We start from the raw sequence: 23,759 nt of genomic DNA on the forward strand, positions 1-23,759 counted from the left end.
TCAAAATCCATTCCAAATCACCTTCGGTGATGGGATTTTGCCCCGTATGTCTCGGGATTTTGCCATATTCATGGCAAAACACCTCGCGGGACATTGCCTGTGAACAGTAACCTGGTATCCTTTTTCAGCTTCGCCTTATACCCCGTCACATACATCTCTGCCAGTTTCTGCACTGCTGTCTCCACATCAAATACTGCACACTGATCTTCTCCTTCTTTGCATACCCTGCCAGCTTTTTCAACCACTTCGCTATAACAGACGCCACTATGTCTGTATTATCACGTTTCTGCCGAATACGTTCTCGGTTTTGCCAGTCAAAAAATCGCCCTCCCCAATGAAAAATCTTCAAAATATAAAAAACAGAGCTGACAATCCCTAACAGACTGACAGCCCGGCTTTCGTTTACACATATTCAAATTCATTATTACCTTATTTTGTCAGAACCCTATAATTTTCTTTCTTATCATAATCTTTATGGATTCCGTCATCTTCGTACAGAGTATAGCTGCTGCCTTCATATCCAAGCATCTTAAGCTTCTCTGTATCAATATCCTTTACGCACTCAGCTGCTTCTGCAACCGGAATACATTTACCGCTTCGAATGAAAAGTGGTACTTCATTGAGGGCAACATCCACATAATGAACTCCTTTTGCAAGGACTTCTTCGAAAATGGTTCCATCCGGCATAAACTTGATGAATTTCATTTCTTCCGGCATGTAAACGTAACGGCCTCTTGCGTTCTGCTCATAAACCGGTGCGATCATGATCTCGTTGCCAAGCATCAATTGGTCTTCAACACGGATTGCCATCTTATCATCCGGATAAACAAATCCAAGCGGCTTAAAGTACATATCGTCATTCAGTGCAGCTTTCATATATTCACTGTAGAGATACGGTACAAGGCGATATCTGGTGTTAATGACACTGCGAAAATCTTCGATGTTTTCGAACTGATAGCATTCCTGTTCTCTTGTTCCTTCTGCTGCATGATCGCGCATCAGAGGTGTAAACACACCGAGTGCAAGGAAACGAAGCAGCAGATCTCTGGTCGTGTCATCACCAAATCCGCCAAGGTCTGCACCTATATACATAAAACCGCACATATTCAGAGATGGGAGCATTTTCAGATTTAAAAGAATGTGTGACCACCAGGATTTATTGTCACCTGTCCAGATTCCGCCGTAACGATGCATTCCGATGTAGGAAGATCTGGAGAACATCAGAAAACGTTTTTCCGGATCAATTCGCTCAAAGGCTTCCCCTGCTGCTCTTGTCATGTTATATCCAAAAAGGTTATGCACTTTGTCGTGACGGATTTTTTTGCCATCAACATTGTGATAAAATCTTCTGTAATCCTCCGGATTGTTAGCAATGTTTATCATCTTTTCCTGCACAGCCCACGGAGGGATCTTACCTTCGGTATCTTTTGCAAATTCTCCGGCAAGTTCTTTTGCCTCTGCAAGTCCTTCTGAAGAATAAAAGATTGCAGGCTCGTTCATGTCATTCCAGAATCCTTCTATTCCCTGATCGATCAGAAAACGATATTTCTCCCCAAACCATTTACGGGCTTCCGGATTCAGCATATCCGGAAAATGGGTATCTCCCGGCCATACAGCCGCAACGAAATTGCTGCCATCTTCTCTTTTACAGAAGTAATTGTTTTTTACACCTTCCTCATAGATCTCGTAGCCTTTTTCCACCTTGACTCCGGCATCAATGATTGGGATCAGGCGAAGTTCCTGGTCTTTCATTTCCTTTACAAATTCAGGGAAATCAGAAAAATTTTTCTTATTGACTGTGAAGTCTTTAAAATCCTGCATATAATCAATATCCATGTAGATCATGTCGATCGGGATATGATTCTTGCGATAACCTTTTGCCACCGTACGGAAGTCTTCCTTTGTTGTATAACCCCAGCGGCTCTGTCCAAAACCAAAGGCAAACTTTGGCGGAATGTAGCTGCGGCCAATCACATGGCGGAACTGCTTTACGATATCATAAGCATTTTCTCCTTCGATCACATAGATATCCAGATCAGCATTTTCGCAGGATACTTTAAGAGTATCCATTCTGGTATAACCAATATCAAAGGTCAGTTTTGACGGATAGTCAAAAAACAGTCCAAAAGTAGTCTTGCCGCTCACTATAATAAAATTGTGAGCTCCATACAGAGAACGCTTGTCCTCTGTATGAATTGCATCATCTGCACAATTGCTGATATAGCAGTAACCTCTCTTATTGATTCCACGATTGGATTCGCCCAGGCCATAGACAATGTCATCTTCGCCCATGATATAGGTAAATGCAAATCCCTCATTCTGGCTGATCTCTCCATATGGAAAAGCGCCCTCAGTTGTTTCGATTTTTTCGGTCAGTGCCTCCGTATCAAACGGCGCTCCATATCTGTATTTTCTAATCATCTTTGTGTTACCTCTTATTTTTTATAAAGTACAAATGCTTCATATGGTTTCAAAACAATTTTACCTTCAAATACAGTTCTGTCAAGATTTGTGATCAGACATTCTGATTCTTTGAATTCTCCCGGAATTTCCAACTCTGCATTTTTGTCACTGAAATTGCAGACTGTCAGAAGTTTTTCCTGATCCAGTTTTCTTGTGTAAACAAAAATCTGCTCGTCGTCACGGTAGAGCGGTTCAAACTCACCATAAACGATGATGTCTTTTTCTTTACGCAGGCTGATCAGTTTCTGATAGTAATGGAAAATAGAGTTCGGATCTTTGAGCTGCTGCGCCGCATTGATCTCTTTATAGTTCGGGTTTACTTTGATCCAGGACTCGCCATCTGTAAATCCGGCCTGTTCTGAATCATCCCACTGCATCGGGGTTCTCGCATTGTCACGGCTTCTCAGCATCAGACATTTCATCATGTATTCCGGAGTCATAAGTCCTGATTCCGTAAGCTCTGTAAAGAAATTGATACTCTCAATATCACGATAGTCTTCCAGTTTGTCGAAGTAGACATTTGTCATGCCAAGTTCTTCGCCCTGATATACATATGGTGTTCCCTGCATCATATGAAGACAGGTTGCAAGCATTTTTGCAGAGGTTTCCCTGTATGCCGGATTGTCATTTCCAAATCGGCTGACACTTCTCGGCTGGTCATGATTTCCAAGAAACAGGCTGTTCCATGCTTTACCCTGAAGTTCTTCCTGCCATTTGATCATAGTAAGTTTGAACTCTTTGAAATCATATTTTTCAGTTGTCCACTTTCCATAATCGCCGCTTCCATTCTCAACATGTTCAAACTGGAATACCATATTCAGTTCATTTCTGGATTCACCTGCATATTTCTGTGCCTCTTCAATTGTAACTCCTGAGGTTTCACCAACAGTCATAATGTCATATTTTGAAAGAACTTCTCTGTTCATTTCCTGAAGAAATTCATGAATCCTTGGGCCATGTACGCAATATGGTCCAAAGTCACCATAAAGGCCGTTGTTCATTTCTCCGTCCGGGAATGACTGGTCTTTGGAGATCATACTGATAACATCCATACGGAAACCGTCGATTCCTTTTTCACACCAGAATGTCATCATATCATAAACTTCCTGGCGTACTTTCTCGTTTTCCCAGTTAAGATCCAGCTGTTTCTTTGAGAACAGATGCAGGTAATACATCTGGGTCTGAGGATCATATTCCCACGCAGAACCGCCGAACGCTCCACCCCAGTTATTTGGTTCTTTTCCGTTTACCGGATCTTTCCAGATATAATAATCTCGATATGGATTATCTTTTGATTTTCGGCTTTCAACAAACCAGTTATGTTCATCAGATGTATGGTTGACTACGAGATCCATCAGAATTCTGATATCTCTTTTATGAGCTTCTGACAAAAGTTCTTCGTAGTCCTCCATAGTTCCATATTCTTTATAAATTCTGCGGTAATCAGAAATATCATAACCATTATCATCCTGAGGAGATTCCAGTATCGGAGATATCCATAACACATTTACGCCAAGCTCTTTGAGATAATCGAGTTTCTGTATGATTCCTCTGATATCCCCAATGCCATCTCCGTTACTGTCTTTAAAGCTTTTAGGATATATCTGATATACCACACTTTCTTTCCACCATTTTTTTTCCATGTTATTAATCTCCTGTTTTGTAACTGTTCAGTACCCTCACAGTTACGAGTCAAAACGCATTCCTAATCACCTTCGGTGATGGCATTTTGCCTTGTATGTCTCGGGATTTTGGCAAAAAACATGCCAAAACACCTCGCGGGATACTACCTTCTGAATAGTTACCCTGTTTTTTATTATTATCTATCGATACCTGTGAATTACTCCGCTGCTGCACTGCTCCCGTAATCTACATTCTTACTTGACTGCTCCGGCAACAACACCATTCATGATCCATTTCTGGCAGAAAAGATATACAAGCAGTACAGGAATAAGTACCAGCAGATAAGAAGCAAATGCCAGGTTATAATCTACAAAGAACTGTTTTTTGAATACATACTGTGCAAGCTGTAAAGTCTGCTGACTCTCATCACTTAATAATACCAATGGCATGGTAAAGTCATTCCAGGTCCGCATATTGGTATTTCCATTTATGACATTTGATACGGTGGTACGGCTGACACCAGCCATTTCGGCAATATCCTGAAGACGAATCATCTGTTATCCAGCTCCTTTTATATCTTATGTATTTTCTCAGAGATACTACGATATCAGTATAAGATCCTGATGGAATTCTGACAAGAAGATTCTGGACTTCCATTCCTGTTTTCTATGGTTACTTCTGCATAGACTCTCTTTATATTCTATTCCGACCATTTTGCAGAATGCAGGATTGTCTCTGCTGTAGGATTGTCTTTCAGATTTTCGCCCATGAGGAATGCCATTTCCAAAGTCATTCCATCCTGCCCCATAAATACGGTACCGTAAGTGTCCTCATCTTTCGTATAAAATATAGTCTGGATCTGATTAATATCTGCTTCTTTTTCGTAGGTGTATCCATGTTTTTCCAGCTGATCCACCAGAACATCTCTCATTGTCATATTTTTTTCTTCCAGATCAGCCTTTATTTCTTCCTCTGTCATTTCTTCTGAAAGATCTTTGGAAACTACAATGTAGATCAGACTGGAATCTTCTGCGGAAGCCACATAATCTGTCCCATTTGCCCTGTCCTCTTCATCAAGTTCCATCACATTCCAGTCGGAAGGAAGATATGCCCTGAATCCCCCTTTCATATCCACCCATGTTCCCTCATAACCTGCCTGACTTTCGTCAAACTGATAACTCTCCCATGCGCGGTCAGCCTTCTCACCTGTTCCAAGCATTCTGGCATTTTCTTTTACAAAATCAATCTCAGAATTCATCTGCTGAAACTCTTCTGCTATGGTGCTGTCATCCATATATGCCTGCACATCTGTTGGAAAGATCATAAAATAATTCATTGCTGATTCATCGCTGAAACCAATATAGGAAAATCCGGCAGTTCTGCAAAATCATCATTTACAGAACAGGACAGGGTAAATAACTTTCCTCCATCTGTGCCATTTGATGCCATCCATTTTTCTCTGCTTGCCTTATGATAAAAGGTAGCATTATTGCCATTAATCTCAATATCAAATTTTCCCTTCCAGTCGGCCGGCAGTGTAATTTCCATCTCTTTAAAATAATAGATCAATGAACCATCAACCAGCTCGTTATCTGTAAACTCCATATATTCACTGCCATCTGCTGCTCCGTAAACAGACGATGCCATCAGCATGATTCCCATACCTGCTGCAGCCATTATTCTTTTCCATGCGTTCATATGCTTTCCTCCCATATCACAGTTGAGGATTTTGGACCCCAACATCATTTTATTTCAGTATAAATGATTATGCCTGCAGACGCACAAAATTGCCACACCTGTCAATGACAGATATGGCAATTTTACACTCAGTCTGAATTTTTTCTGCTTTAATTATAATTTCAGGCAATTGTGATGATACGACCAGGTTCCGCTGAAGTTCTGTGTGAAACAGAAATGACTGTACGGTCTTTTGCCACTCTTTTCAGAGCCTGAAGAACTTCTTTTTCTGTTTCTGCATCCAGATTCACTGTTATCTCGTCGAAAAGAAGCATCTGCGGTTCTGTCACTGCCGCTCTTGCAATAGAAAGAAGCTGCCATTGTCCCTGTGAAAAAATTTCAGGTGTGCAATAAGTGTCATAACCATTTTCAAGGCTTTCTATTGCTTCATTATTTTATCTTCTCAAGCAGCGGACCTGTAAAGTGTTTATTAAAGAAATGGATTACAGGTCCCAGTCCGAAAGCTGTCACCAATGTTCCGATTCCGATGATTCCGCCTGCCAGATAGCATACCAGTGCACAGAATGCATCATTGGAAATTCTATGCCAGAAATATGGAATTTTCGGCCATTTTTCTGACATGATCAGTGACAGGCTGTCATATGGCGCAACGCCTTCGTCCGGCATCTGGTACATAGATAATCCCAGGCAGCAGATCACTACGCCTATGCACAGAACGATCAGTCTCTGTACCATGGTTGTCGGTTCCAGTGAAAGTGTATCTGTAAATATATTATAGAAAAATGTACATATATAACCTAAGAATACTGCGTTAACAACAGTACCAAGTCCGATGAAATGTCTTCCAAATGCTATTTCGATGATCAGAAATACAAGATTCAGAAGTACCTGAAAGTTTCCATATGCAATGCCGATCTTCGCAGCTACCGCCATGTTCATCCCACTGAACGGATCGTTTCCAAGTCCAGATAGCTTGAAGACAGCCACTCCCATACCTGCAAGAATATTCCCGATACACATGACCAGTACATATTTCCAGTTAATGTTTTTTAAATATTGCGTCACTATCTAAAACCCCCGTAATGTTTATTTGGTTTCTATTCTACCATAACCGTCTGTCTTGCATCCACTCCATTGTTCTGCTTCCTTTAATTTTTCTGTTTCCTTTCCATAAGCATTCCCAGATACGATGTTCTGACCGTATCTTTCATACTGCAGCCCAGTGTTTCCAGAATATCACTGATCTGTTCCAGACACTGCTCCCGTTGTTCTTCATCTTCTGTGAGTATTTCCAGTTCAAGAAAATCGCCGAGACCTGCGACCTGATCCAGGCAGGCGGTTATATTTCCCAGTGCAAGATATTTCCTTGTTTTGCTCACTGCTGCCACCGAATAAAATCCCAGACTGCACAGAATATTTTTCAGGATTTCTCCATCTTCCACTTCTGTTTCCAGCTCCATTCTCGACATGGAAACAGAATCCATCTTCGGTCCTTTGAAATTAATCTGCGCCTTTTTCTCACCTGATGTGCGGTCCAAACTTCTGCGTATCCTTAATGCCTCATCACGCTCTTTAATATCACGGAATTCACTGTTAAAATAAATATCCTCTTCCTGTAATTCTTTTTGAAATGTAAATCCCAGATCTTTAAGTATATCTGATACTTCCTGCCTGTTTTTCACCGGAAGTTTGATCTCTATCTCAAACTGTCCCATTTTTCTTTCTCTCCAGCGCAAACTGCATCTTATTGTCCCAGTACTTTATAACTTTTCCTTTTGCTCCCCAGAATTCTTCCAGCACCTGATACATCTCCTCATAATGGCCTTCACAGGCACAGTTGCCAAGTGGCTCGATCCAGAGTGTCTGACCACTTCCACCGCAGCCATCCCTCAGATGAACTTTAAAATTCAGACTTTTATCCTCCAGTATTCCGTTTATTTCTATAATATCATTAAAAGAAATTTCATCCATAAAATCAGCCTCCGTTTATATTCTCATACAGACTATTGTCTGTACCAGGTAACTATTTCTTACTATTATAAATATTTCATCATTGTTGGAACAAGAATGTTCATATCAACAGGCTTTGCAACATGCGCATTCATTCCAACAGAAAGAACCTTTTGTGTATCTTCTGCGAAAGCATTGGCAGTCATCGCAATAATTGGGATCCTGGCTTTTTTCCTATCCTTCATCTTCCGGATAGACAATGTAGCGTCATATCCATTCATAACCGGCATCTGGATATCCATAAGGATCAGCTTGTAATAATCAGCATCGGCTTTTTCAATCATATCAATGCATACAACACCGTCATTCGCAGTCTCAACAATACATCCTTCTTCTGTCAATAGTTCCGTTGCAATTTCAGTGTTGATCTCATTATCTTCGACCAATAAAATCCGAACACCGTTCAGGCAGTTTTTGTTGCACAGATTAGTATTTTTCTTCACCAGAGAATCATTTTCTGACGCTTTTCTGCAAGGAACAGTTACTGTAAATGTGGAACCCTCACCCTGCTTGCTTTTCACTTCTATTGTGCCATCCATAAGCTCTACAAGCTTTTTTGTAATGCCCATTCCAATACCACTGCCATCAATATGACTTAATGTAGTGTTACGTTCTCTTTCAAAAGTATCAAAAACACGCTTTTGGAATTCTTCAGACATACCAATTCCATTATCGGTAATGGTAATGATCATATTGCACCAGTCTTCTTTTTCACAGGATTTCTGTACAACATTACACGATATCCTGCCTCCTGTATTTGTATACTTTATTGCATTGCTTATAATATTAAGACAGACTTCTGACAGGTGCGGTGCATCCATATATACATACGGATACATAATCTGTTCTGTCAGAGAGAGTATCTGATTTTTACTTTCTGCCTGTTGCTGGAACATAATGATACAATTTTCAAAGCTTTCATGGACATTCGAAACAGTGTATTCTATTTCGACCTTATTATTCTCAATTCTTGCAAGATTCAGAACATTACCGAGCATCGACAAAAGTTCTTTTCCGCATATTTGAATTTTCTCAAGATATCTGCCAAGTTTATCTGTTTCCTGCAAATGTCTGGACGCCAGTTCTGCATAACCAATGACTGCATTCATAGGAGTTCTGATATCATGAGACATATTGAACAGAAATGATGATTTTGCCTTATTTGCACATTCTGCTTTTAATTTAGCTTCCCGCAATTCTTCCTCTTGTTTTAATTCCCGCAATTTTTCATCTGTCACATCCCGATTTGCAATCAATACTGAAGTAACATTTCCATTTTTATCATAACTCTGAGGAACAATCATGGAAAGAAACCATGATCCATTCTTCTTTTTGAATTCAGAAGACATAGATTCTTTATTATGAAGACGTGCTGCCATGGTTTGTATATCAAAAAAATCTTTATATTTCTGTACAAACGGTTCCGCTATAATACCTTCGATAATCTCAAACTGAGGATCCCAATCTGCAGTATTGTCTTTAATATCCATAACCATTTTTCGAGATTTTTTGATAAGTTCGATCTTCTTTGTTTTTAAGTTCAGCCTTGAGATGTGATAATAGGCAGTGCCTAATGCATAAAGGGCCTGCCGAGTTTTTTTGACCTGTTTTCCCAATGTAACAGGAAACTCTTCACCGTCCATCTGCTCCAAATCTGGTGTTGACTGATGCAGATGCTGAACCAGCCATTTCCCATTCGTCCACCTATAGATAATCGTAAATCTTGTCTCCATTTTAAAACAGATTGAACCATCTTTAAACAGCCCAACAAAATCTGCTGTACCATGTGCAAGAACATGGTCACCATCAAGTCTTTCTTCTTCCTGATGTAAATTTTGTACTTTAATCCTGATTTTATCTCTTCGTTCTACATCAAATTTAAATGATTCTAAAAACTCATGTAGATTCGTGAATAACTCATGTTTCCCAGTTCCAATCAGACTAATATTTTCATCAAAATAATTCTCTATACCAAAATCATTTACTGATTCAGCATTAATATATATTTTAAAAAGCTGCTCTGTAAGTTTTTTGAAATCATCCATATGCTTTCCCCCCTTCTACAGCATACTTTTAATCTCATTGATCACACTTTCCCCCGTCAATGGTTTTGAAATATGTTTATTCATTCCTGCTTTTTTGCTGCGCTCCACATCATCCTGAAAAGCATTTGCAGACATGGCTACAATAGGGATAAGTTTGGCATCATAACGATCCATTGCTCGAATCTGTCTTGTTGCTTCCAGGCCATCCATAACCGGCATCATGATATCCATTAATATCAACTCATATTCTCCCGGCTTTGACCGGGCAAAAATATCCACTGCCTCTTTTCCATTCCATGCACAGCTAACCTGCATATTCTCATTTTCCAATATAAATTGTGTAATTTCCATGTTCAATTCATTATCTTCAACAAGAAGTACTCTTTTCCCTTTCAGCGAAACATTCTCATCGGATAATTCTGACATTTTTAATTCCATATCTGCAGCAATGTGAAACGGCAATGTGATCACAAATGAAGTTCCTTCATCAACTTTACTGGTAAAACAAATCTTTCCTCCCATCATCGTTACTAACTGGCTGACAATAGTCATTCCCAGGCCAGTTCCCATACTGGCTTTCTGTTCCAGTCTGTTCTCCTGTGTAAAAGGTTCAAACAGATGCTTCTGAAACTCTTCGCTCATCCCAATTCCATTATCTGTACAGGTAAATTCAAATACTGCGGTCCGGTCATCTGAACTGATTTCCTGGCAGCCAACAATAATCTTACCGCCCACATGATTATAATTTACTGCATTACTTCCTATATTCTGCAGAATCTGCTGAAGATGAAGAGGACTTCCGACCAGTTGATCATGTATGATATTGACAGTTCCCAGGTTCAGTAAAATTCCCTTTTCACGTCCCTGCATCTCAACAATACCTTTTGATTCCCTCAGCACCTTGCGTAAATCGAAAGTTTTTTCTTCCAGCTGCAATGTTCCGGATTCCATTTTATTCATATCAAGGATATCATTCACAAGATTCAGAAGAAATCCAGATGCTGTCAATACCTTATCTCTGCACTCCTGCTGTTTTTGCAGATCTCCTGGAAAATGGTTTGCAATCTGCGTAATTCCACGGATTCCATTGATTGGCGTTCGGATATCATGACTCATGCGTCTGAGAAAATCAGTTTTTGAAACATTCGCTTTTTTCGCTTCCTGGGCAGTTCTTTTCAACTCTTCCTGATATTCGAACTCCTGCTTTTTTTCCGCAGTAATGTCACGTGCTACATAAAGCACCTCCGTGACAGTTCCGTTTGCATCACGCTGCTTAACAATGAATCGTCCCATATGCCAGTGCCCGTCTGCGGCAAGATATTCTCTCGCAATCGTATCTTCCTGCTGCAGCCTGTCTGACAGAGTTGTAACATCCAAAAACTCCCGCATGGATTTCTGATTTTCTCTGGAAACAACACTTTTCCGTGCGGTACGAAATGCTTCTGAAGCACATCCATGACTACCTGTTAATTGATGCATCACCTCGCCCCCGACAACTTCTTCAAAACTGTCTGTTCGTAGATCCATAGAATAAATCGTCCAGTAAATCTTTGAAATTGCGGATATAACCGCATTGCTTGCCTGTGCATCTTTCAGTGATTTTTTCAGAGTAACATTTTCAGAAACATCAAGAAATGTGGTTAATATTGTTTTTTTTCCGTCTGATGTATAAAAGATTTCCGTCTTTGCAATCGACGGTGTCAGATTTCCCTTTCTGTCAGGGATTATGCATTCATAAGAAACGGCTCCATCATGTTCTCGCATATCCATCAGTTTCTCAATTACATTCTGATTCACATAGGACACAGCCCCTATGAGTCTGCCCAGATTTTCCTGTGCTTCTTCAAATGTCTCCACCCCATAGATACGCATAGCTTCTGCATTCATATGGACAATCTCATGCCCTGGCAAGGTATAGGATAGTACTCCAACACTTATCGTATCCAGAAGTTCTTTATAATAAAAAATCTGATTTTTGTTTTCATCCTTTAATTGCTGGTTCTGTTTCAGCAAGCGGTTCTCCAGAAGTTTTTCTTTTCCAAAATGAACAATATCTTCTGCTTCCTGATGATAGCCTACAAGCCTGATCATGTTATCTGGAGATGGAACTCTCCTGCCTGTACAGCGTATATAAATGACTCCTTTTAAAGGATGCATATAACGGTAAATCGCTTCTGATTCATGACTTTTCAGCTCTTCTATGTAATCCCGGAAGCACTCCCTCTCCTGCGGATAAATATGTTCTGCCACATACTCCATACATTTTTCCGGAGACATATCTTCTGTAATTCCAAACAGTTTATTTGTGTTTTCATCCGTATACAGTCTTGTCTTTTTTCCTTTTTCAGACTCTACTTTCCAAAATCCGGATTTTCCTGCCTGGAAATATGCCTGTATATCCTCATCGTTTAACTTTTTCATAAACCTGTCCTTCTTGCATAATATCTTTAGATACACAAATACATATATCTTAAATCTATCTCCATAATGCGAGTACTATTAGTACTATTCTTCTTTGTCAGCTTTTATCGCCCAGCGCATTTTTGTAGATCTGGCTCTTCCGTTCTGTGCACACTCCTGTGCAGAAGGACGGATCACATCTCTTGAATAATCGGAATAAATCCCTGCTTTGTATCCTGCTTTCAGAGCTTTTTTTACCAGTTTATCTTCACCTGAATGAAACGTAAGGATAGCTACACGTCCGCCCGGTTTCAGTGCACCCGGCAGTTTTTCCATGAATTCATAAAGGACTTCAAACTCCCGGTTCACATCAATACGGAGTGCCTGAAAAACTCTCTGACATGTTTTTCTGACTGTATCTTTCTTCTCTTTTTCAGGTAAAAAATCCAGTGTTTTCTCAATGATCTCACGTAATTTTGTTGTGGTATCCACACGGTTTCCTTTACGGATCTCGTCTGTAATTGCCTTTGCAATTTCTTCACAGTAAGGCTCATCTGAATTTTCATAAAGCATTCCGGCAAGCTCGTTTCTTGATATCTTGTCCAGTCTTTCTGCCGCGCTGATACCTTTTTCCTGATTCAGTCTTAAATCCAGCGGTCCGTCCGCACGGAAAGAAAATCCACGTTTCGGATTATCGATCTGCATGGAAGAAACGCCAAGGTCAGCCAGGATAAAGTCAAATCCTCCGGCCTCTTTTGCGACTTCATCAATGGTACAGAAATTCTGAAGTTTTATTGTAAGTATCTCCTCGCCAAATCCCTGATCTGCCAATCGTTTACGGGTTTTTGCCGACTCCTCCGGGTCAACATCTGTAGCATACATGTGACCTTCACCATGAAGACATTCCATCATAGCTTTTGTATGTCCGCCGTATCCAAGGGTTGCATCAAAACCTGTTTCACCCGGCTGAATTTTCAGAAAATCAAGGATTTCCTTTACCATAATGGAAATGTGCATTCCTGCAGGTGTATTTCCTTTACTTATTACATGTTCAATCGTATCCTGATACTTTTCCGGATTCAGCTCTTTATATTTTTCTTCAAATTTACGCGGATATTTTCCTTTATATCTTACACGTCGTTTGTGTGGTGTCTGATTTTCCTGATCCATGTTACTCTCCCTGTCTCCATATTATTTATATTATTTTTTCCAAATCTTTCCATAATTGTTGCTGTTTACTCCGTTCACTGCAACTCATAATTCTTTACTGATTATAATAACATGCCATTTTCTTTATCTCAACCAGAATTCTTGTGAACTTTGACGTCTAATATAAGATCCGGTATTTTCACTTCTTATTTGATAACCAATATTTTTCGCAACTGTCCCCTTAATTTTTCCATAAATTGTATCTTTATCAATGTACAGTTCTGTTGTAAAGTATACCCAATCCAAATCATATCGTAACTATTCAGTACCCTGAGTAGTTACACAATATCAATTAGAGAGGTTTCGTAATAAACCTCCCAGGAAAGGAACTATTATCATGGCAAACACAAATGTACAGACAGCACCAGCTAACAACGAGGCTTCTTCCTCTGTTCAGTTTCTTACTGTAACAGCTATTTTTGTAGCACTTACCTATATTTTTACAGCATTTATTAATGTACGTCTTCCAATTGCGGCAAACGGCGGACTGATCCACCTCGGAAATGTACCGCTCTTTATCGGCGCTATTCTTTTTGGAAAGAAAACCGGAGCCATTGCAGGCGGTGTAGGAATGGGGCTTTTTGACCTTCTCTCCGGCTGGACTTTATGGGCGCCATTTACTTTTGTAATTGTTGGCATCATGGGATTTGTTGTAGGAAAACTTACAGAAGATGAAAAACATCAGAATTTCAAATGGTATGTAATTGCTATTGCAGCTGCATGCGTGATCAAAGTTGTTGGTTATTACATTGCTGAGATTGTTATTTATGGAAACTTTTTCTCACCGGCTGCTTCTATTCCTGGAAACCTGGTACAGATTGGTGTTGCAGCAGTGATCGTTCTCATCGTCATTGCTCCATTAAATATCGCAGCTAAGAAAACAGGATTAAAAAGATAAATAAAAAGGATCTGATTATATGTATAAGATTATGACACCAGGGCCTACACAGGTAGCTGAAAATGTGCGTCTGGCACGCAGCATGGAATGTACAAACCCTGATCTTGATGTAGATTTTGTAGAATTTTATAAAGAAACATGTGAAAAAATCAGCAGTCTCCTTCATACCACAAATGAAACACTGATTCTTGGGGGCGAAGGTATTCTCGGTCTTGAAGCAGCATGTGCTTCCATGACAGAATCAGGTGACAGAGTCCTTGTTCTGGATAACGGAATTTACGGAAAAGGATTCGCAGATTTTGTTTCCATGTACGGTGGATGTCCGGAACTTTATTCAAAAGATTACCGTGAGACACTGAATGTTGATGAACTGGAAGAATTTCTGAAAGAACATCATGATTACAAATATGCAACTGTTGTTCACGGTGATACTCCAAGCGGCATGCTGAATGATGTATCCCGAATCTGCCCGCTCCTTAAAAAATATGGAATCATGACTGTCGTAGATTCTGTATCCGCATCTTTCGGAGAACCTATGCGAATTGACGACTGGCAGATTGACATCATGTGCGGCGGTTCCCAGAAAGTTGTTTCCGCACCTCCAGGACTGACCTTTGTAGTCATCAGCGATGATGCAAAAAAATCCATGGCAGACCGTAAAACCCCGATTGCTTCTTTCTATGCAAACCTGACCACTTTTTCTCATTATTATGAAGAAAAATGGTTCCCGTATACAATGCCGATCAGTGATATTTACGGACTGAGAGCTGCCATTGACAATATTGCAGCTGATCCGGACATTCTGGACAGACATGAGAAAATCGCCGAAGCCTCACGTAAGGCAGTCACAGGCGCAGGTCTTAACCTGTATCTGAAAAGCGGGTTTTCCAGCACTGTAACTGTATTTGAAGTGCCCGAAGGAACTACTGCTAAGGCAATCCTGGACACTGTTAAGAAAGACTACAATATCCTGCTGGCAGGTTCCTTTGATATTCTTGCGGGCAAAGTGATCCGCATCGGTCATATGGGTAACAATGCAGAATTCCATAATGTCCGCGAAGTATTTGCTGCCCTTGACGGAACCATGAAAAAACTTCATATTTCGCTTAAAGCCAGCATGGAAGAAATCTTCTGTTCTGAAATGAACAGATAATCCTGTTCTCTCATATTTTATTCCCAAAAGAACCGCTGCCTGTCGTTTCTGACAATGGCAACGGTTCTTTTTAATGCCTTAGTATACAAGAGAAATTGCCGATGCCAAGTTCTCTGTATCAGATAAAATATTCGATTACTTCTTCAGGAACTGTCTTCGTCTTATCATTAAACACAAGAACTGCTTCCCTTTCATCTGTTGGTCCAAGTGCATAGACCCCTTTTTCATCTTCCTGGTTAAAATACTGAAAAGGAACAATACGGTTATATTCCTTGGGATGATCTTCTGTCAAAATAATGTCTTTCTGCTCAAATGGTTTGTCCCAGTAATATGGATCAAACATCAATACTTTTCCATCTCTAATCCCCGTAATAAGTACATAATGTTCTTCCTCCAGATAAAGACGGACAACAGCAACTCCACCATGATTCAGTGCATGGTTGATACGGCTTTCCTCACTTATATATACACTGCTTCCGGACAGATATTCACTGCTTACAGGCATAATACCAAGTTCACCGTATTCATTCAGCCAGTTACATAGAAACATCATGGCGGCCCTGGATGTTCCCCGTTTACCTGGTATTCCGTCTTTACTGTGGCAATCCAGACAATACAGCATGATATTTCGGATTGCTTCCGGCGGAATCTCCTCCCGCTCAAAAAGACAGGCAAGTGCATTCAGCATGGAGGTCGGACCACAGTCATATTCGGATAGCTGATAATGTAATGGATTTTTCATTCCTCTGCCCCTCTCAGATATATTTCAGTTCCCGGAGGGCATGATAGATTCCGTCCTCATCATTGCTTCGAGCATGTTCCGGAAATTTTTTCAGCAATTCCTCTGGTGCGTTTGCCATGATAAATCCATGACCTGCTGCTTCCAGCATTTCCACATCATTATAATTATCGCCAAAAGCTGCCGTATTCTCAACTGGAACATCCCAGAGATTGCACAGCACTTTTACTGCATCTGACTTTGCCACACCTGCTTTCATGATCTCCAGAAGTGTACTGGAAGACTTCATTATGGAATATTGTGGAAAAATTTTTTTCAGCTGTTCCTCCACAGCCCATATTGTACCTGGCTTACACATACAGAAAATCTTGTGCACTTCATCACCTTCAATATCCTCAATGCTTCCTTCCTGTGCCTGCGTTTTTACTATGCCTTCTTCTGTAACTACATCCTGATGTGCTCTATCAGGAGTGATCCACTGATCATAGGAAAAAACATTCCAGGTCACCGGAAGCCGACTGTTTTCAATGTAACGAACGATCTTCACAGCTTCAGAAACAGGCATTCCTTCATGATAAAGTACTTTACCATCTGTATCCATGATCAATGCGCCACTATATGAAACGATTGGACATCTGAAATCATATTCCTTAAGGATTGAATAAATTCCCGAAGGACTTCTCGCTGATACGATCACAAACGGTATGTCCTGCTCCTCCAGCCTCCTTATTGCCTCTCTGTTCAAAGCTGTAAGTTTATGTTCGGAATTTAAAAGAGTTCCGTCCACATCACTGAAAACAATTTTTTTCATAACTTTCTCCTCATTTGCTGCTTATTCATCTGATATGTTTTTTTCTCTCTGACGCACAATCTCTATAATCTGTTTTTTATCTTCCGCTGCCAGAATTCCTGTCAGGAACTTTCTGTCCTGCAGCAGACGTACAATCTGCATGAGCCGATCAAGATGTTTCTCTTTTCCCGCTACAGTAAACATTATGATGATCTTAACCGGGATCCGGCAGCTTTCTTCCCCCATTGCACCAAATTCAACAGGCTCTTTAAGAATTGCCAGTGCAACACCTTCTTTTTTCACATGGTGTGCTTCCGTATGGGGAATTGCAACACCGATTCCATCAACATCAAGTCCTGTCGGAAAATCTTTTTCTCTTTCCCATACTGCGACAGGAAAATCTTCCAACACATATCCTTCCTGAAGCATGACATTTCCCATGATTTCAAGAGCTTCTTTATTGTCGGAAACCTGCAGAGCCCGAAAAATAAGACTTTCTTTCATATCTTCCCAGATCATATATTATCACCTTTCCTATAATTAAACAATTTCATATTCTTCTATGTATTCAAGTATTTTTTCCGGATCGTCCATAAATTCACATAATTTCAGATTTGATTCAGCCATAAATTTTTCATCTGCAGTATGTCGAAGCAAAACCTCCATACCATCATAATAGCCGTTAATATTATAGAGAACAATTGGCCTGTCCAGTCTGTGGAGGCTTTTCAGGGTAAGGATTTCAAAAAATTCCTCATAAGTTCCGATTCCACCGGGTGTTACGATCGTTGCCTCTGAACGTTCCTCCAGGAGTTTTTTACGCTCACGCATAGTTTCCGTAAAAATAAATTCCGTGCAGTTCTGATAAAGAACTCCCGGTTTGTCAAAAAATCGTGGTGCTATACCAAGTATATATCCTTTTTCCGAGTCCACACCTCTTGCGGCAGCTCCCATCATACCTGTTGCTCCACCCCCGAATACAAGGCCATGTCCTCTTTTTGCCATCAGTTTCCCAAGTTCTTCTGTCTTATCATAATAAATCTGTTCCAGTTCTGCACTGGAAGCTCCGTAAATGCATATGTTCATAATAATCTTCCCCATTCTTTTGCTGTCTGTATTTTAACTGTGACCCGATATTCTTTTCATCAACTATTCGAGTCCTGCAAAAAATAATTCATAAAAATCATCTTCACCTTCCAGCATAGGCGAGTTTTCGCCGCCGCCATTTGTGCTTCTTCTCATGGTAGCATAAAATTCTTCACCTGCGGTGATCAGATCCATATCATAGATGTCATATCCCAGTTCCCTGCATTTCCGGCAGAATGCATTGAGTGGCTGTGGATCTTTTCTTGTCTTAAGAAGTTCTGCCCGAAGTGCCGGATCACGGCGTGCTTTTTGTTTCAGTTCATCTAACATTTCCGCAATTCCCACGATATCTCCTCCATCTATTACAAAAACGCAGACATACACCAATGTATATGTCTGCACATCTTTTTTAACTTTGTGGTGTTGTCTGAATATAGGATACCACATCTTCCTTATAAAGTTCAAGAAGAGTATCCTTTTTTGCACTGATTGCAAAACCGTGAATCTTCAGACCTTTTTTTTCTACATAATCGATCATTTTCTGGTATTTTTCCGGAAAATCCGAATCCTGATTCATCAGGGAAAGAATTTCGTCATTATCCCGGATATAGGACAGCATACTAACAAAATGTTTCTGCATGGTTTTCTCATCATTCTCAGCTGTGTCTTTCCAGATATCCTTACTGTCAAGAAGGGAAAGATAAGGATATTTTTCCCTGTCCCAGCTCATAGATGATCCGGAGGGGTACGGTGAAAATCCGATATTTGGTTCTGTACAGTAACCACCTTCCTCTTCTGTGTGAACTGCACACCAGAAAGATCCCCATTCCAGCTCTTTTTTCTCCGAAAGATCATCAAACCACTGAATAAAGTCTTTGTAATCCATGATTCTATTTATTGAAACATATGCTGTATACCAGTCATTGTCGTTATATTTTTCTATCTCTTCTTTCGAATACTTAATTGATTCCAGCTTCCGTGCTTCCGTATCTATTTTTTTCTCATCTCCATTCTCATCTACCTCCCAGGCTTCCCATGCCTGTTCATCACCTGGAAGATAAAACTGAAAAGAAGGACGGCTCAGTACATTGTTATCATATAAGGTCAATTTTCCTCTTACAAGACGTCCGCTTACAGATGTAAACTTCCCGGTTACAGTAAAAGACTGAGGAATCAGAATATCGTATTCTCCATATCCTCTGGAAACAGCATTTACCTGTTCCCTGTAATTTCCCGGAAGAAAAAGTTCTGAGTAAACAGCCATATCAAGACTCATTCTTGTGGTAGTCATATCTTTGTCTTTTCCCACGACCTCATTCGGATCGTAATATAATTTCGATACTGCTTTTGGAAGAACAAATACTGCACAAAGTACGATTACAAGAATTGTGACACCAACTGCCATTCCCATTTTAATAAAAGCTCTGCGGATAGAACGGTTGATTTCTTTTATAAACCTGCTGTTAAAATCTTCCTGAGCTTTTTTTTCATTTTCAGTATGCGTTTTCTGCGGCTTTTCTTCTCTCTCTGACATGTTATCCATATCTGCTTCTGCCCCATCACCCAGATCTTCCAGTTCCGGAACCGGCCCTTCCTCATAAAGATATTCACTGATTGCATCCTGTTTTTCTATATCTGCTTCGACCTGTTTTTTCTTTGATTCTTCAAGTTTCCCCTGTTTGTATAATTTCAGGATTTCTCTGTAAGTCATTTTGTATCCTCCCTTCCGGCTGATTTTTTCTGAAACTCTTCCATGTTTTTTTTCAGTTCTTTTTTCGCTCTGTATGCAAGTACCCTTACATTCTCAGGTGTGATATGCAGGACTGCCGCAATTTCTTTCTGAGACATTCCACTGAAATACTGCATCAGAATAATTTCCTGTTTCTTCTGTTCCAGTTTTCGGATTGCTCTGTAAAGCTCCCTTCGTTTTTCTTCCTCCAGTATTTTTTCCAGAAGATCTTTATCTGTTTGTTTTTCTGAAAGATATTCCTGTTCTCCCATCAGAATCTCCCTGGATTTCTTTTTTCTCTGATTATAGAACAGATTCCGTGCTACCATATAAAGCCATGCCCGCATATTCGTATGACCGCCTGGCAGTGCCAGAAGTGCTTTCAGGAATGTTTCATGAAGCAGGTCTTCCGCCTGCTGCCTTTCGCCACAGAGGGAATACAGATATAAATACAGTTCTTTCTGATAGATGCTGTAAAGTCTCAGCAAGATTTCATTATCCATATGTACTCCCCCCTTCCCTTTTCACTATTCAAGAATGCCTCTGCATTCTTGCTGCGAGATGCGCGTCATGCAACGCATGACATACTTCTTCTGCGCATCTCTGCAATCCTGCCGGAGGCTATATCAGATGAGGGATTGACTCCCACCACTGATACTGATTTGTTGCTCGCCACCTACAGAGGTGGGAGTCATCTCTCATCTAATATAACAGTTTCAGACACAAAATGTTACAAAAAAATCCCTCCTGTGAACTATACTCTACAGGAGGGATCTTTTATCTTATTAAATCAGGTGTGAGTGATTATTTAGCTTCTTCTTCTGTTTCCTCAGGTGTTTCTGTTTCCGGAACTACTCCGTTATGAACAGCTACTACTGTTACAACAACTGCCTCAGGATCTGTCTTGATATCAATGTCTGCGTCTTTGTAAATTGCAAGATCTTTGACACGGATAGTATCGCCGACTTTCATTCCTTCAACATCTACTTCTACTTTATCTACCAGTGCTGACGGATAAGCTTTATAAGAAACTTCTTCCAGGTTCTCCTGGAGAACACCATCTGCAACTTTGTCATGATTTACAATAACAACCTCTGCAACAGAATGAACTTTTTCATTGCTTACCAGTGCCTGGAAATCAACTTCATCAACTCTTCCTGCCAGCGGGTTAAAATCTACTTCTTTGATCAGTACATCATAAGTCTGACCTTCTACCTCCAGCATAATCTGGCTTCCTTTGTGGTCAGTCTTCAGAAGTTTTTCAACATCTGATTTTACCATTTTTACCGGAATGGAACCTTCAATCTCACGACCAAAAACATTACCGGTCACATAACCTTCTCTTCTTAATCTTTTTGCCTTAACATCCTTGCTTCTTTTTTCAGCTTTTAAAGTATTCATTTGACTTTTCCTCCAAAAATTCTGATGCTTAGCAGCCTTCGACTTTGTTTTGTGAAAGGAGGTTTTGTTAAGTACGTTTTATTTTTTACGGTAAGAAGTATAGCACTTAAGTCCAAAACAGATTAACCAAATAATAATTTATTTTACTTTTAATTTTGTCAATTTTTCAAAATTGTATACATAATCCTGTGTTTTTCGACATTATTTCTTTTTTCTTTATAGTCTCAGTCCCTTTACATCTTTTATCCTTGAGAGTATTACATTCGTACTGATATGGACAATCCCCGGAAGACTGTCAATGTATTCCTGCATGAATTTTTCCATTTCTGACTGGTCTGCCGCCACAGCATGGACATGAAGTCTGCAGGCGCCTGTTGTTCTGTATATCTGAGTTATGGTCGGACAGTCCGATAAAATCTTTATTACCTCCTGAAACGTCTGAGGTTCTGTTTCTATTTCAAAATAACAGGATACCGCGCCGCCAAGTTTCTGGGGATTGATGATCACTGTATATTCTTCAATAATTCCATTCTGCTCCATTGCATCTATATGATTTTTGACTGCAACGCGTGAGATTCCCAGTTTCTCCCCAATTTCAGAATATGTCTGTCTTGCATTCTGTGTAAGCAGTTCCAGAATTTTCTGATCTGTTTCGTCTAATCCACTTAAATACATTTCAGTCATACCTCCTGTCCGTCTTTATTATTTGTTTCAGCATATCATATTTTTGTCATATTATCAATTTGTAATTTATATATTGCACAACGTAATTTTATATGCTAAATTATTATCAGATAGAAATTTTATTTTTACGAAAGGAGTAATTTTTTATGTACCATGACCTCACCCAGGGAAAAATCTCCCGCTCTCTGCTCCTTTTTGCCCTTCCTATGATGGCTGGTAATCTTCTCCAGCAGTTTTATAATATCGCTGATACTTTGATCGTCGGACATGTCCTTGGCAGTACTGCACTGGCTGCCGTGGGTTCCGCCTATACTCTGATGACTTTTCTTACTTCAATTTTTCTTGGGCTGAGTATGGGATCTGGTGCACTCTTTTCTATTTATAAGGGAAAAAATGACCAGGCTTCTCTTCGGAGTTCTGTTGCACATGCTTTTGTTCTTATCATGACGGTTACACTCGTTCTTAATCTTCTTGTGTATCTGTTCATTGATCCGATTTTAGGTTTTCTCCGTGTTCCTTCGGAAGTATGGGATGGAATGAAATCCTATCTTCTGGTCATTTTTGCAGGAATCATTGCTACTTCTCTTTATAATTATTTTTCCTGTCTTCTGAGAGCACTTGGTAATTCTAGTATTCCTCTGATTTTTCTGGCTGTTTCTACTGTCCTGAATATCGGACTGGATCTTCTGTTTGTTGCCGTCTTCTCATGGGGAATCCGTGGTGCTGCTTTTGCCACAGTTATTGCTCAATATGTTTCCGGGATTGGTATTCTGTTTTATGTTCTTATCAGCTGCAGGGATATTCTTCCCGGACGTCGGGAACTTAGATTTAACCGGAAGATTCTCGGTGAGATTGGAAATCTGTCTTCCATGACCTGTGTTCAGCAGTCTGTTATGAATTTTGGTATTCTTATGGTTCAGGGACTGGTAAACAGTTTCGGCCCTGTTGTTATGGCTGCTTTTGCAGCCGCTGTGAAGATTGATACTTTTGCCTATCTTCCTGTGCAGGATTTCGGTAATGCATATTCGACTTTTATTGCACAGAATTACGGTGCAGGTCAGAAAGAACGTATGCGTAAAGGAACGAAAGAATCATTCCTGATCGGTTTTGTTTTCTGCATTTTTATTTCTGCTCTTGTATGTATTTTTGCGACTCCTCTGATGACGATTTTCGTCAGTGCAAAGGAAACTGCTGTTATTGCTTCCGGAGTACATTATCTTCGTATTGAGGGTGCTTTTTACTGTGGTATTGGCTGTCTTTTCCTGTTATACGGATATTACAGGGCGGTCAAGAAACCGGGTATGTCTGTTGTGCTGACGATTATTTCTCTAGGTACCCGTGTTACACTTGCTTATGTTCTTTCTGTATTTATCGGGGAGACAGGTATCTGGATGGCTATCCCGATTGGCTGGGTGCTGGCGGATATAACGGGACTTGTGTATATGAAATTTTGTAAGATTTAAAAGACTATGTTTGCGACTGGGCTTTCTTATAATGAAATCTATACTGTTATTCACGGCAATTCTGGCATTTTTCCAGCGCTCACCACGCCTGTTTTTGTGAGCTACTGGAAATAATGACTGAATCTGCCTGTATAATGTCGATAACTGACTCCTGCAGCATTTTCAAGAATGCCTCTGCATTCTTGCTGCGAGATGCGCGTCATGCAATGCATGACATACTTCTTCTGCGCATCTCTGCAATCCTGCCGGAGGCTATATCAGATGGGGGATTGACTCCCACCACTGATACTGATTTGTTGCTCGCCACCTACAGAGGTGGGAGTCATCTCACGTCTGATATAAAGAACCAGGGACGGGAATATGGCGAG

General features: G+C 40.2%; 25 protein-coding genes. 3 read left to right on the forward strand and 22 right to left on the reverse strand.

The window, feature by feature from the left end:
- Positions 1 to 68 precede the first annotated feature (68 nt).
- The 13 genes from ACTNB8_RS04220 to rsmH form a co-directional block, all read right to left on the reverse strand.
- Positions 69 to 245, reverse strand: a complete 177-nt coding sequence (locus ACTNB8_RS04220; protein ID WP_441052565.1) for a hypothetical protein — start codon at positions 243 to 245, stop codon at positions 69 to 71.
- A gap of 184 nt (positions 246 to 429) precedes the next feature.
- Positions 430 to 2,421, reverse strand: a complete 1,992-nt coding sequence (locus tag ACTNB8_RS04225) for a glycoside hydrolase family 31 protein (RefSeq protein ID WP_441052567.1) — start codon at positions 2,419 to 2,421, stop codon at positions 430 to 432.
- A 14-nt stretch (positions 2,422 to 2,435) separates the two neighbouring features.
- Positions 2,436 to 4,106 (reverse strand): glycoside hydrolase family 13 protein, encoded by a 1,671-nt coding sequence (locus tag ACTNB8_RS04230; protein ID WP_441052569.1) that lies wholly within the window; start codon positions 4,104 to 4,106, stop codon positions 2,436 to 2,438.
- Positions 4,107 to 4,340: 234 nt separating this feature from the next.
- Positions 4,341 to 4,640, reverse strand: coding sequence for a LacI family DNA-binding transcriptional regulator (locus tag ACTNB8_RS04235; protein WP_441052571.1), 300 nt, complete (start codon positions 4,638 to 4,640; stop codon positions 4,341 to 4,343).
- Positions 4,641 to 4,786: 146 nt separating this feature from the next.
- The gene (locus tag ACTNB8_RS04240; protein WP_441052573.1) at positions 4,787 to 5,422 is read right to left on the reverse strand and encodes a hypothetical protein; all 636 of its coding nucleotides are present in this window, start codon (positions 5,420 to 5,422) and stop codon (positions 4,787 to 4,789) included.
- Positions 5,419 to 5,784, reverse strand: coding sequence for a hypothetical protein (locus ACTNB8_RS04245; protein ID WP_441052574.1), 366 nt, complete (start codon positions 5,782 to 5,784; stop codon positions 5,419 to 5,421). Before ACTNB8_RS04245 ends, ACTNB8_RS04240 begins: the two co-directional genes overlap by 4 nt.
- 161 nt (positions 5,785 to 5,945) lie before the next feature.
- Complete coding sequence (locus ACTNB8_RS04250) at positions 5,946 to 6,206, reverse strand: ATP-binding cassette domain-containing protein (RefSeq protein ID WP_441052731.1); 261 nt, start codon at positions 6,204 to 6,206, stop codon at positions 5,946 to 5,948.
- 7 nt (positions 6,207 to 6,213) lie between these two features.
- The gene (locus ACTNB8_RS04255; RefSeq protein ID WP_441052576.1) at positions 6,214 to 6,849 is read right to left on the reverse strand and encodes a YczE/YyaS/YitT family protein; all 636 of its coding nucleotides are present in this window, start codon (positions 6,847 to 6,849) and stop codon (positions 6,214 to 6,216) included.
- Between the two features lie 83 nt (positions 6,850 to 6,932).
- Entirely contained in the window at positions 6,933 to 7,499 is a 567-nt protein-coding gene (cyaB, locus tag ACTNB8_RS04260; RefSeq protein ID WP_441052578.1) for a class IV adenylate cyclase, read from the reverse strand.
- Positions 7,486 to 7,755, reverse strand: a complete 270-nt coding sequence (locus tag ACTNB8_RS04265) for an RDAC family protein (RefSeq protein ID WP_441052579.1) — start codon at positions 7,753 to 7,755, stop codon at positions 7,486 to 7,488. The genes cyaB and ACTNB8_RS04265 overlap by 14 nt, the downstream gene beginning before the upstream one ends.
- Positions 7,756 to 7,820: 65 nt before the next feature.
- Complete coding sequence (locus ACTNB8_RS04270; protein WP_441052580.1) at positions 7,821 to 9,839, reverse strand: ATP-binding protein; 2,019 nt, start codon at positions 9,837 to 9,839, stop codon at positions 7,821 to 7,823.
- A 15-nt stretch (positions 9,840 to 9,854) separates the two neighbouring features.
- The gene (locus ACTNB8_RS04275; protein WP_441052581.1) at positions 9,855 to 12,260 is read right to left on the reverse strand and encodes a response regulator; all 2,406 of its coding nucleotides are present in this window, start codon (positions 12,258 to 12,260) and stop codon (positions 9,855 to 9,857) included.
- An 84-nt stretch (positions 12,261 to 12,344) separates the two neighbouring features.
- On the reverse strand, positions 12,345 to 13,409 hold the full coding sequence (gene rsmH, locus ACTNB8_RS04280; RefSeq protein WP_441052583.1) for a 16S rRNA (cytosine(1402)-N(4))-methyltransferase RsmH: 1,065 nt from the start codon (positions 13,407 to 13,409) through the stop codon (positions 12,345 to 12,347).
- Positions 13,410 to 13,785: 376 nt separating this feature from the next.
- On the opposite strand from rsmH, the gene ACTNB8_RS04285 reads away from it, so the two are divergent.
- Together ACTNB8_RS04285 and ACTNB8_RS04290 are read left to right on the forward strand one after the other, a co-directional pair.
- Positions 13,786 to 14,346 carry an ECF transporter S component gene (locus ACTNB8_RS04285; protein ID WP_296157700.1) on the forward strand — a complete coding sequence of 187 codons (561 nt, stop codon included), beginning with the start codon at positions 13,786 to 13,788 and terminating at the stop codon, positions 14,344 to 14,346.
- A 19-nt stretch (positions 14,347 to 14,365) separates the two neighbouring features.
- Entirely contained in the window at positions 14,366 to 15,499 is a 1,134-nt protein-coding gene (locus tag ACTNB8_RS04290) for a pyridoxal-phosphate-dependent aminotransferase family protein (protein ID WP_441052585.1), read from the forward strand.
- Between the two features lie 118 nt (positions 15,500 to 15,617).
- On the opposite strand, the gene ACTNB8_RS04295 is transcribed toward ACTNB8_RS04290, so the two are convergent.
- From ACTNB8_RS04295 to ACTNB8_RS04335, 9 genes are all read right to left on the reverse strand, one after another.
- A complete protein-coding gene (locus ACTNB8_RS04295; protein ID WP_441052587.1) occupies positions 15,618 to 16,241 on the reverse strand; it encodes a peptidase C39 in 624 nt (207 codons plus the stop codon).
- A gap of 13 nt (positions 16,242 to 16,254) precedes the next feature.
- Positions 16,255 to 17,049 (reverse strand): Cof-type HAD-IIB family hydrolase, encoded by a 795-nt coding sequence (locus ACTNB8_RS04300; protein WP_441052589.1) that lies wholly within the window; start codon positions 17,047 to 17,049, stop codon positions 16,255 to 16,257.
- A 21-nt stretch (positions 17,050 to 17,070) separates the two neighbouring features.
- Positions 17,071 to 17,547, reverse strand: coding sequence for a PTS sugar transporter subunit IIA (locus ACTNB8_RS04305; protein ID WP_441052590.1), 477 nt, complete (start codon positions 17,545 to 17,547; stop codon positions 17,071 to 17,073).
- Positions 17,548 to 17,568: 21 nt separating this feature from the next.
- Positions 17,569 to 18,114, reverse strand: a complete 546-nt coding sequence (locus ACTNB8_RS04310) for a TIGR00730 family Rossman fold protein (protein WP_441052592.1) — start codon at positions 18,112 to 18,114, stop codon at positions 17,569 to 17,571.
- A gap of 63 nt (positions 18,115 to 18,177) precedes the next feature.
- Entirely contained in the window at positions 18,178 to 18,459 is a 282-nt protein-coding gene (locus tag ACTNB8_RS04315; protein WP_441052593.1) for a hypothetical protein, read from the reverse strand.
- Between the two features lie 64 nt (positions 18,460 to 18,523).
- A complete protein-coding gene (locus ACTNB8_RS04320) occupies positions 18,524 to 19,825 on the reverse strand; it encodes an anti-sigma factor C-terminal domain-containing protein (RefSeq protein WP_441052595.1) in 1,302 nt (433 codons plus the stop codon).
- Positions 19,822 to 20,346, reverse strand: a complete 525-nt coding sequence (locus tag ACTNB8_RS04325) for an RNA polymerase sigma factor (protein ID WP_441052597.1) — start codon at positions 20,344 to 20,346, stop codon at positions 19,822 to 19,824. The genes ACTNB8_RS04320 and ACTNB8_RS04325 overlap by 4 nt, the downstream gene beginning before the upstream one ends.
- 301 nt (positions 20,347 to 20,647) lie before the next feature.
- Positions 20,648 to 21,244, reverse strand: a complete 597-nt coding sequence (locus ACTNB8_RS04330; protein WP_441052599.1) for a 50S ribosomal protein L25 — start codon at positions 21,242 to 21,244, stop codon at positions 20,648 to 20,650.
- Between the two features lie 216 nt (positions 21,245 to 21,460).
- A complete protein-coding gene (locus ACTNB8_RS04335; protein ID WP_441052601.1) occupies positions 21,461 to 21,919 on the reverse strand; it encodes an Lrp/AsnC family transcriptional regulator in 459 nt (152 codons plus the stop codon).
- Between the two features lie 155 nt (positions 21,920 to 22,074).
- On the opposite strand from ACTNB8_RS04335, the gene ACTNB8_RS04340 reads away from it, so the two are divergent.
- On the forward strand, positions 22,075 to 23,391 hold the full coding sequence (locus ACTNB8_RS04340; protein ID WP_441052603.1) for an MATE family efflux transporter: 1,317 nt from the start codon (positions 22,075 to 22,077) through the stop codon (positions 23,389 to 23,391).
- Positions 23,392 to 23,759: the final 368 nt, after the last annotated feature.

Origin of the sequence: Blautia sp. HCP28S3_G10 (genome assembly GCF_052065235.1) — a bacterium.
Classification (GTDB): domain Bacteria; phylum Bacillota; class Clostridia; order Lachnospirales; family Lachnospiraceae; genus Blautia_A.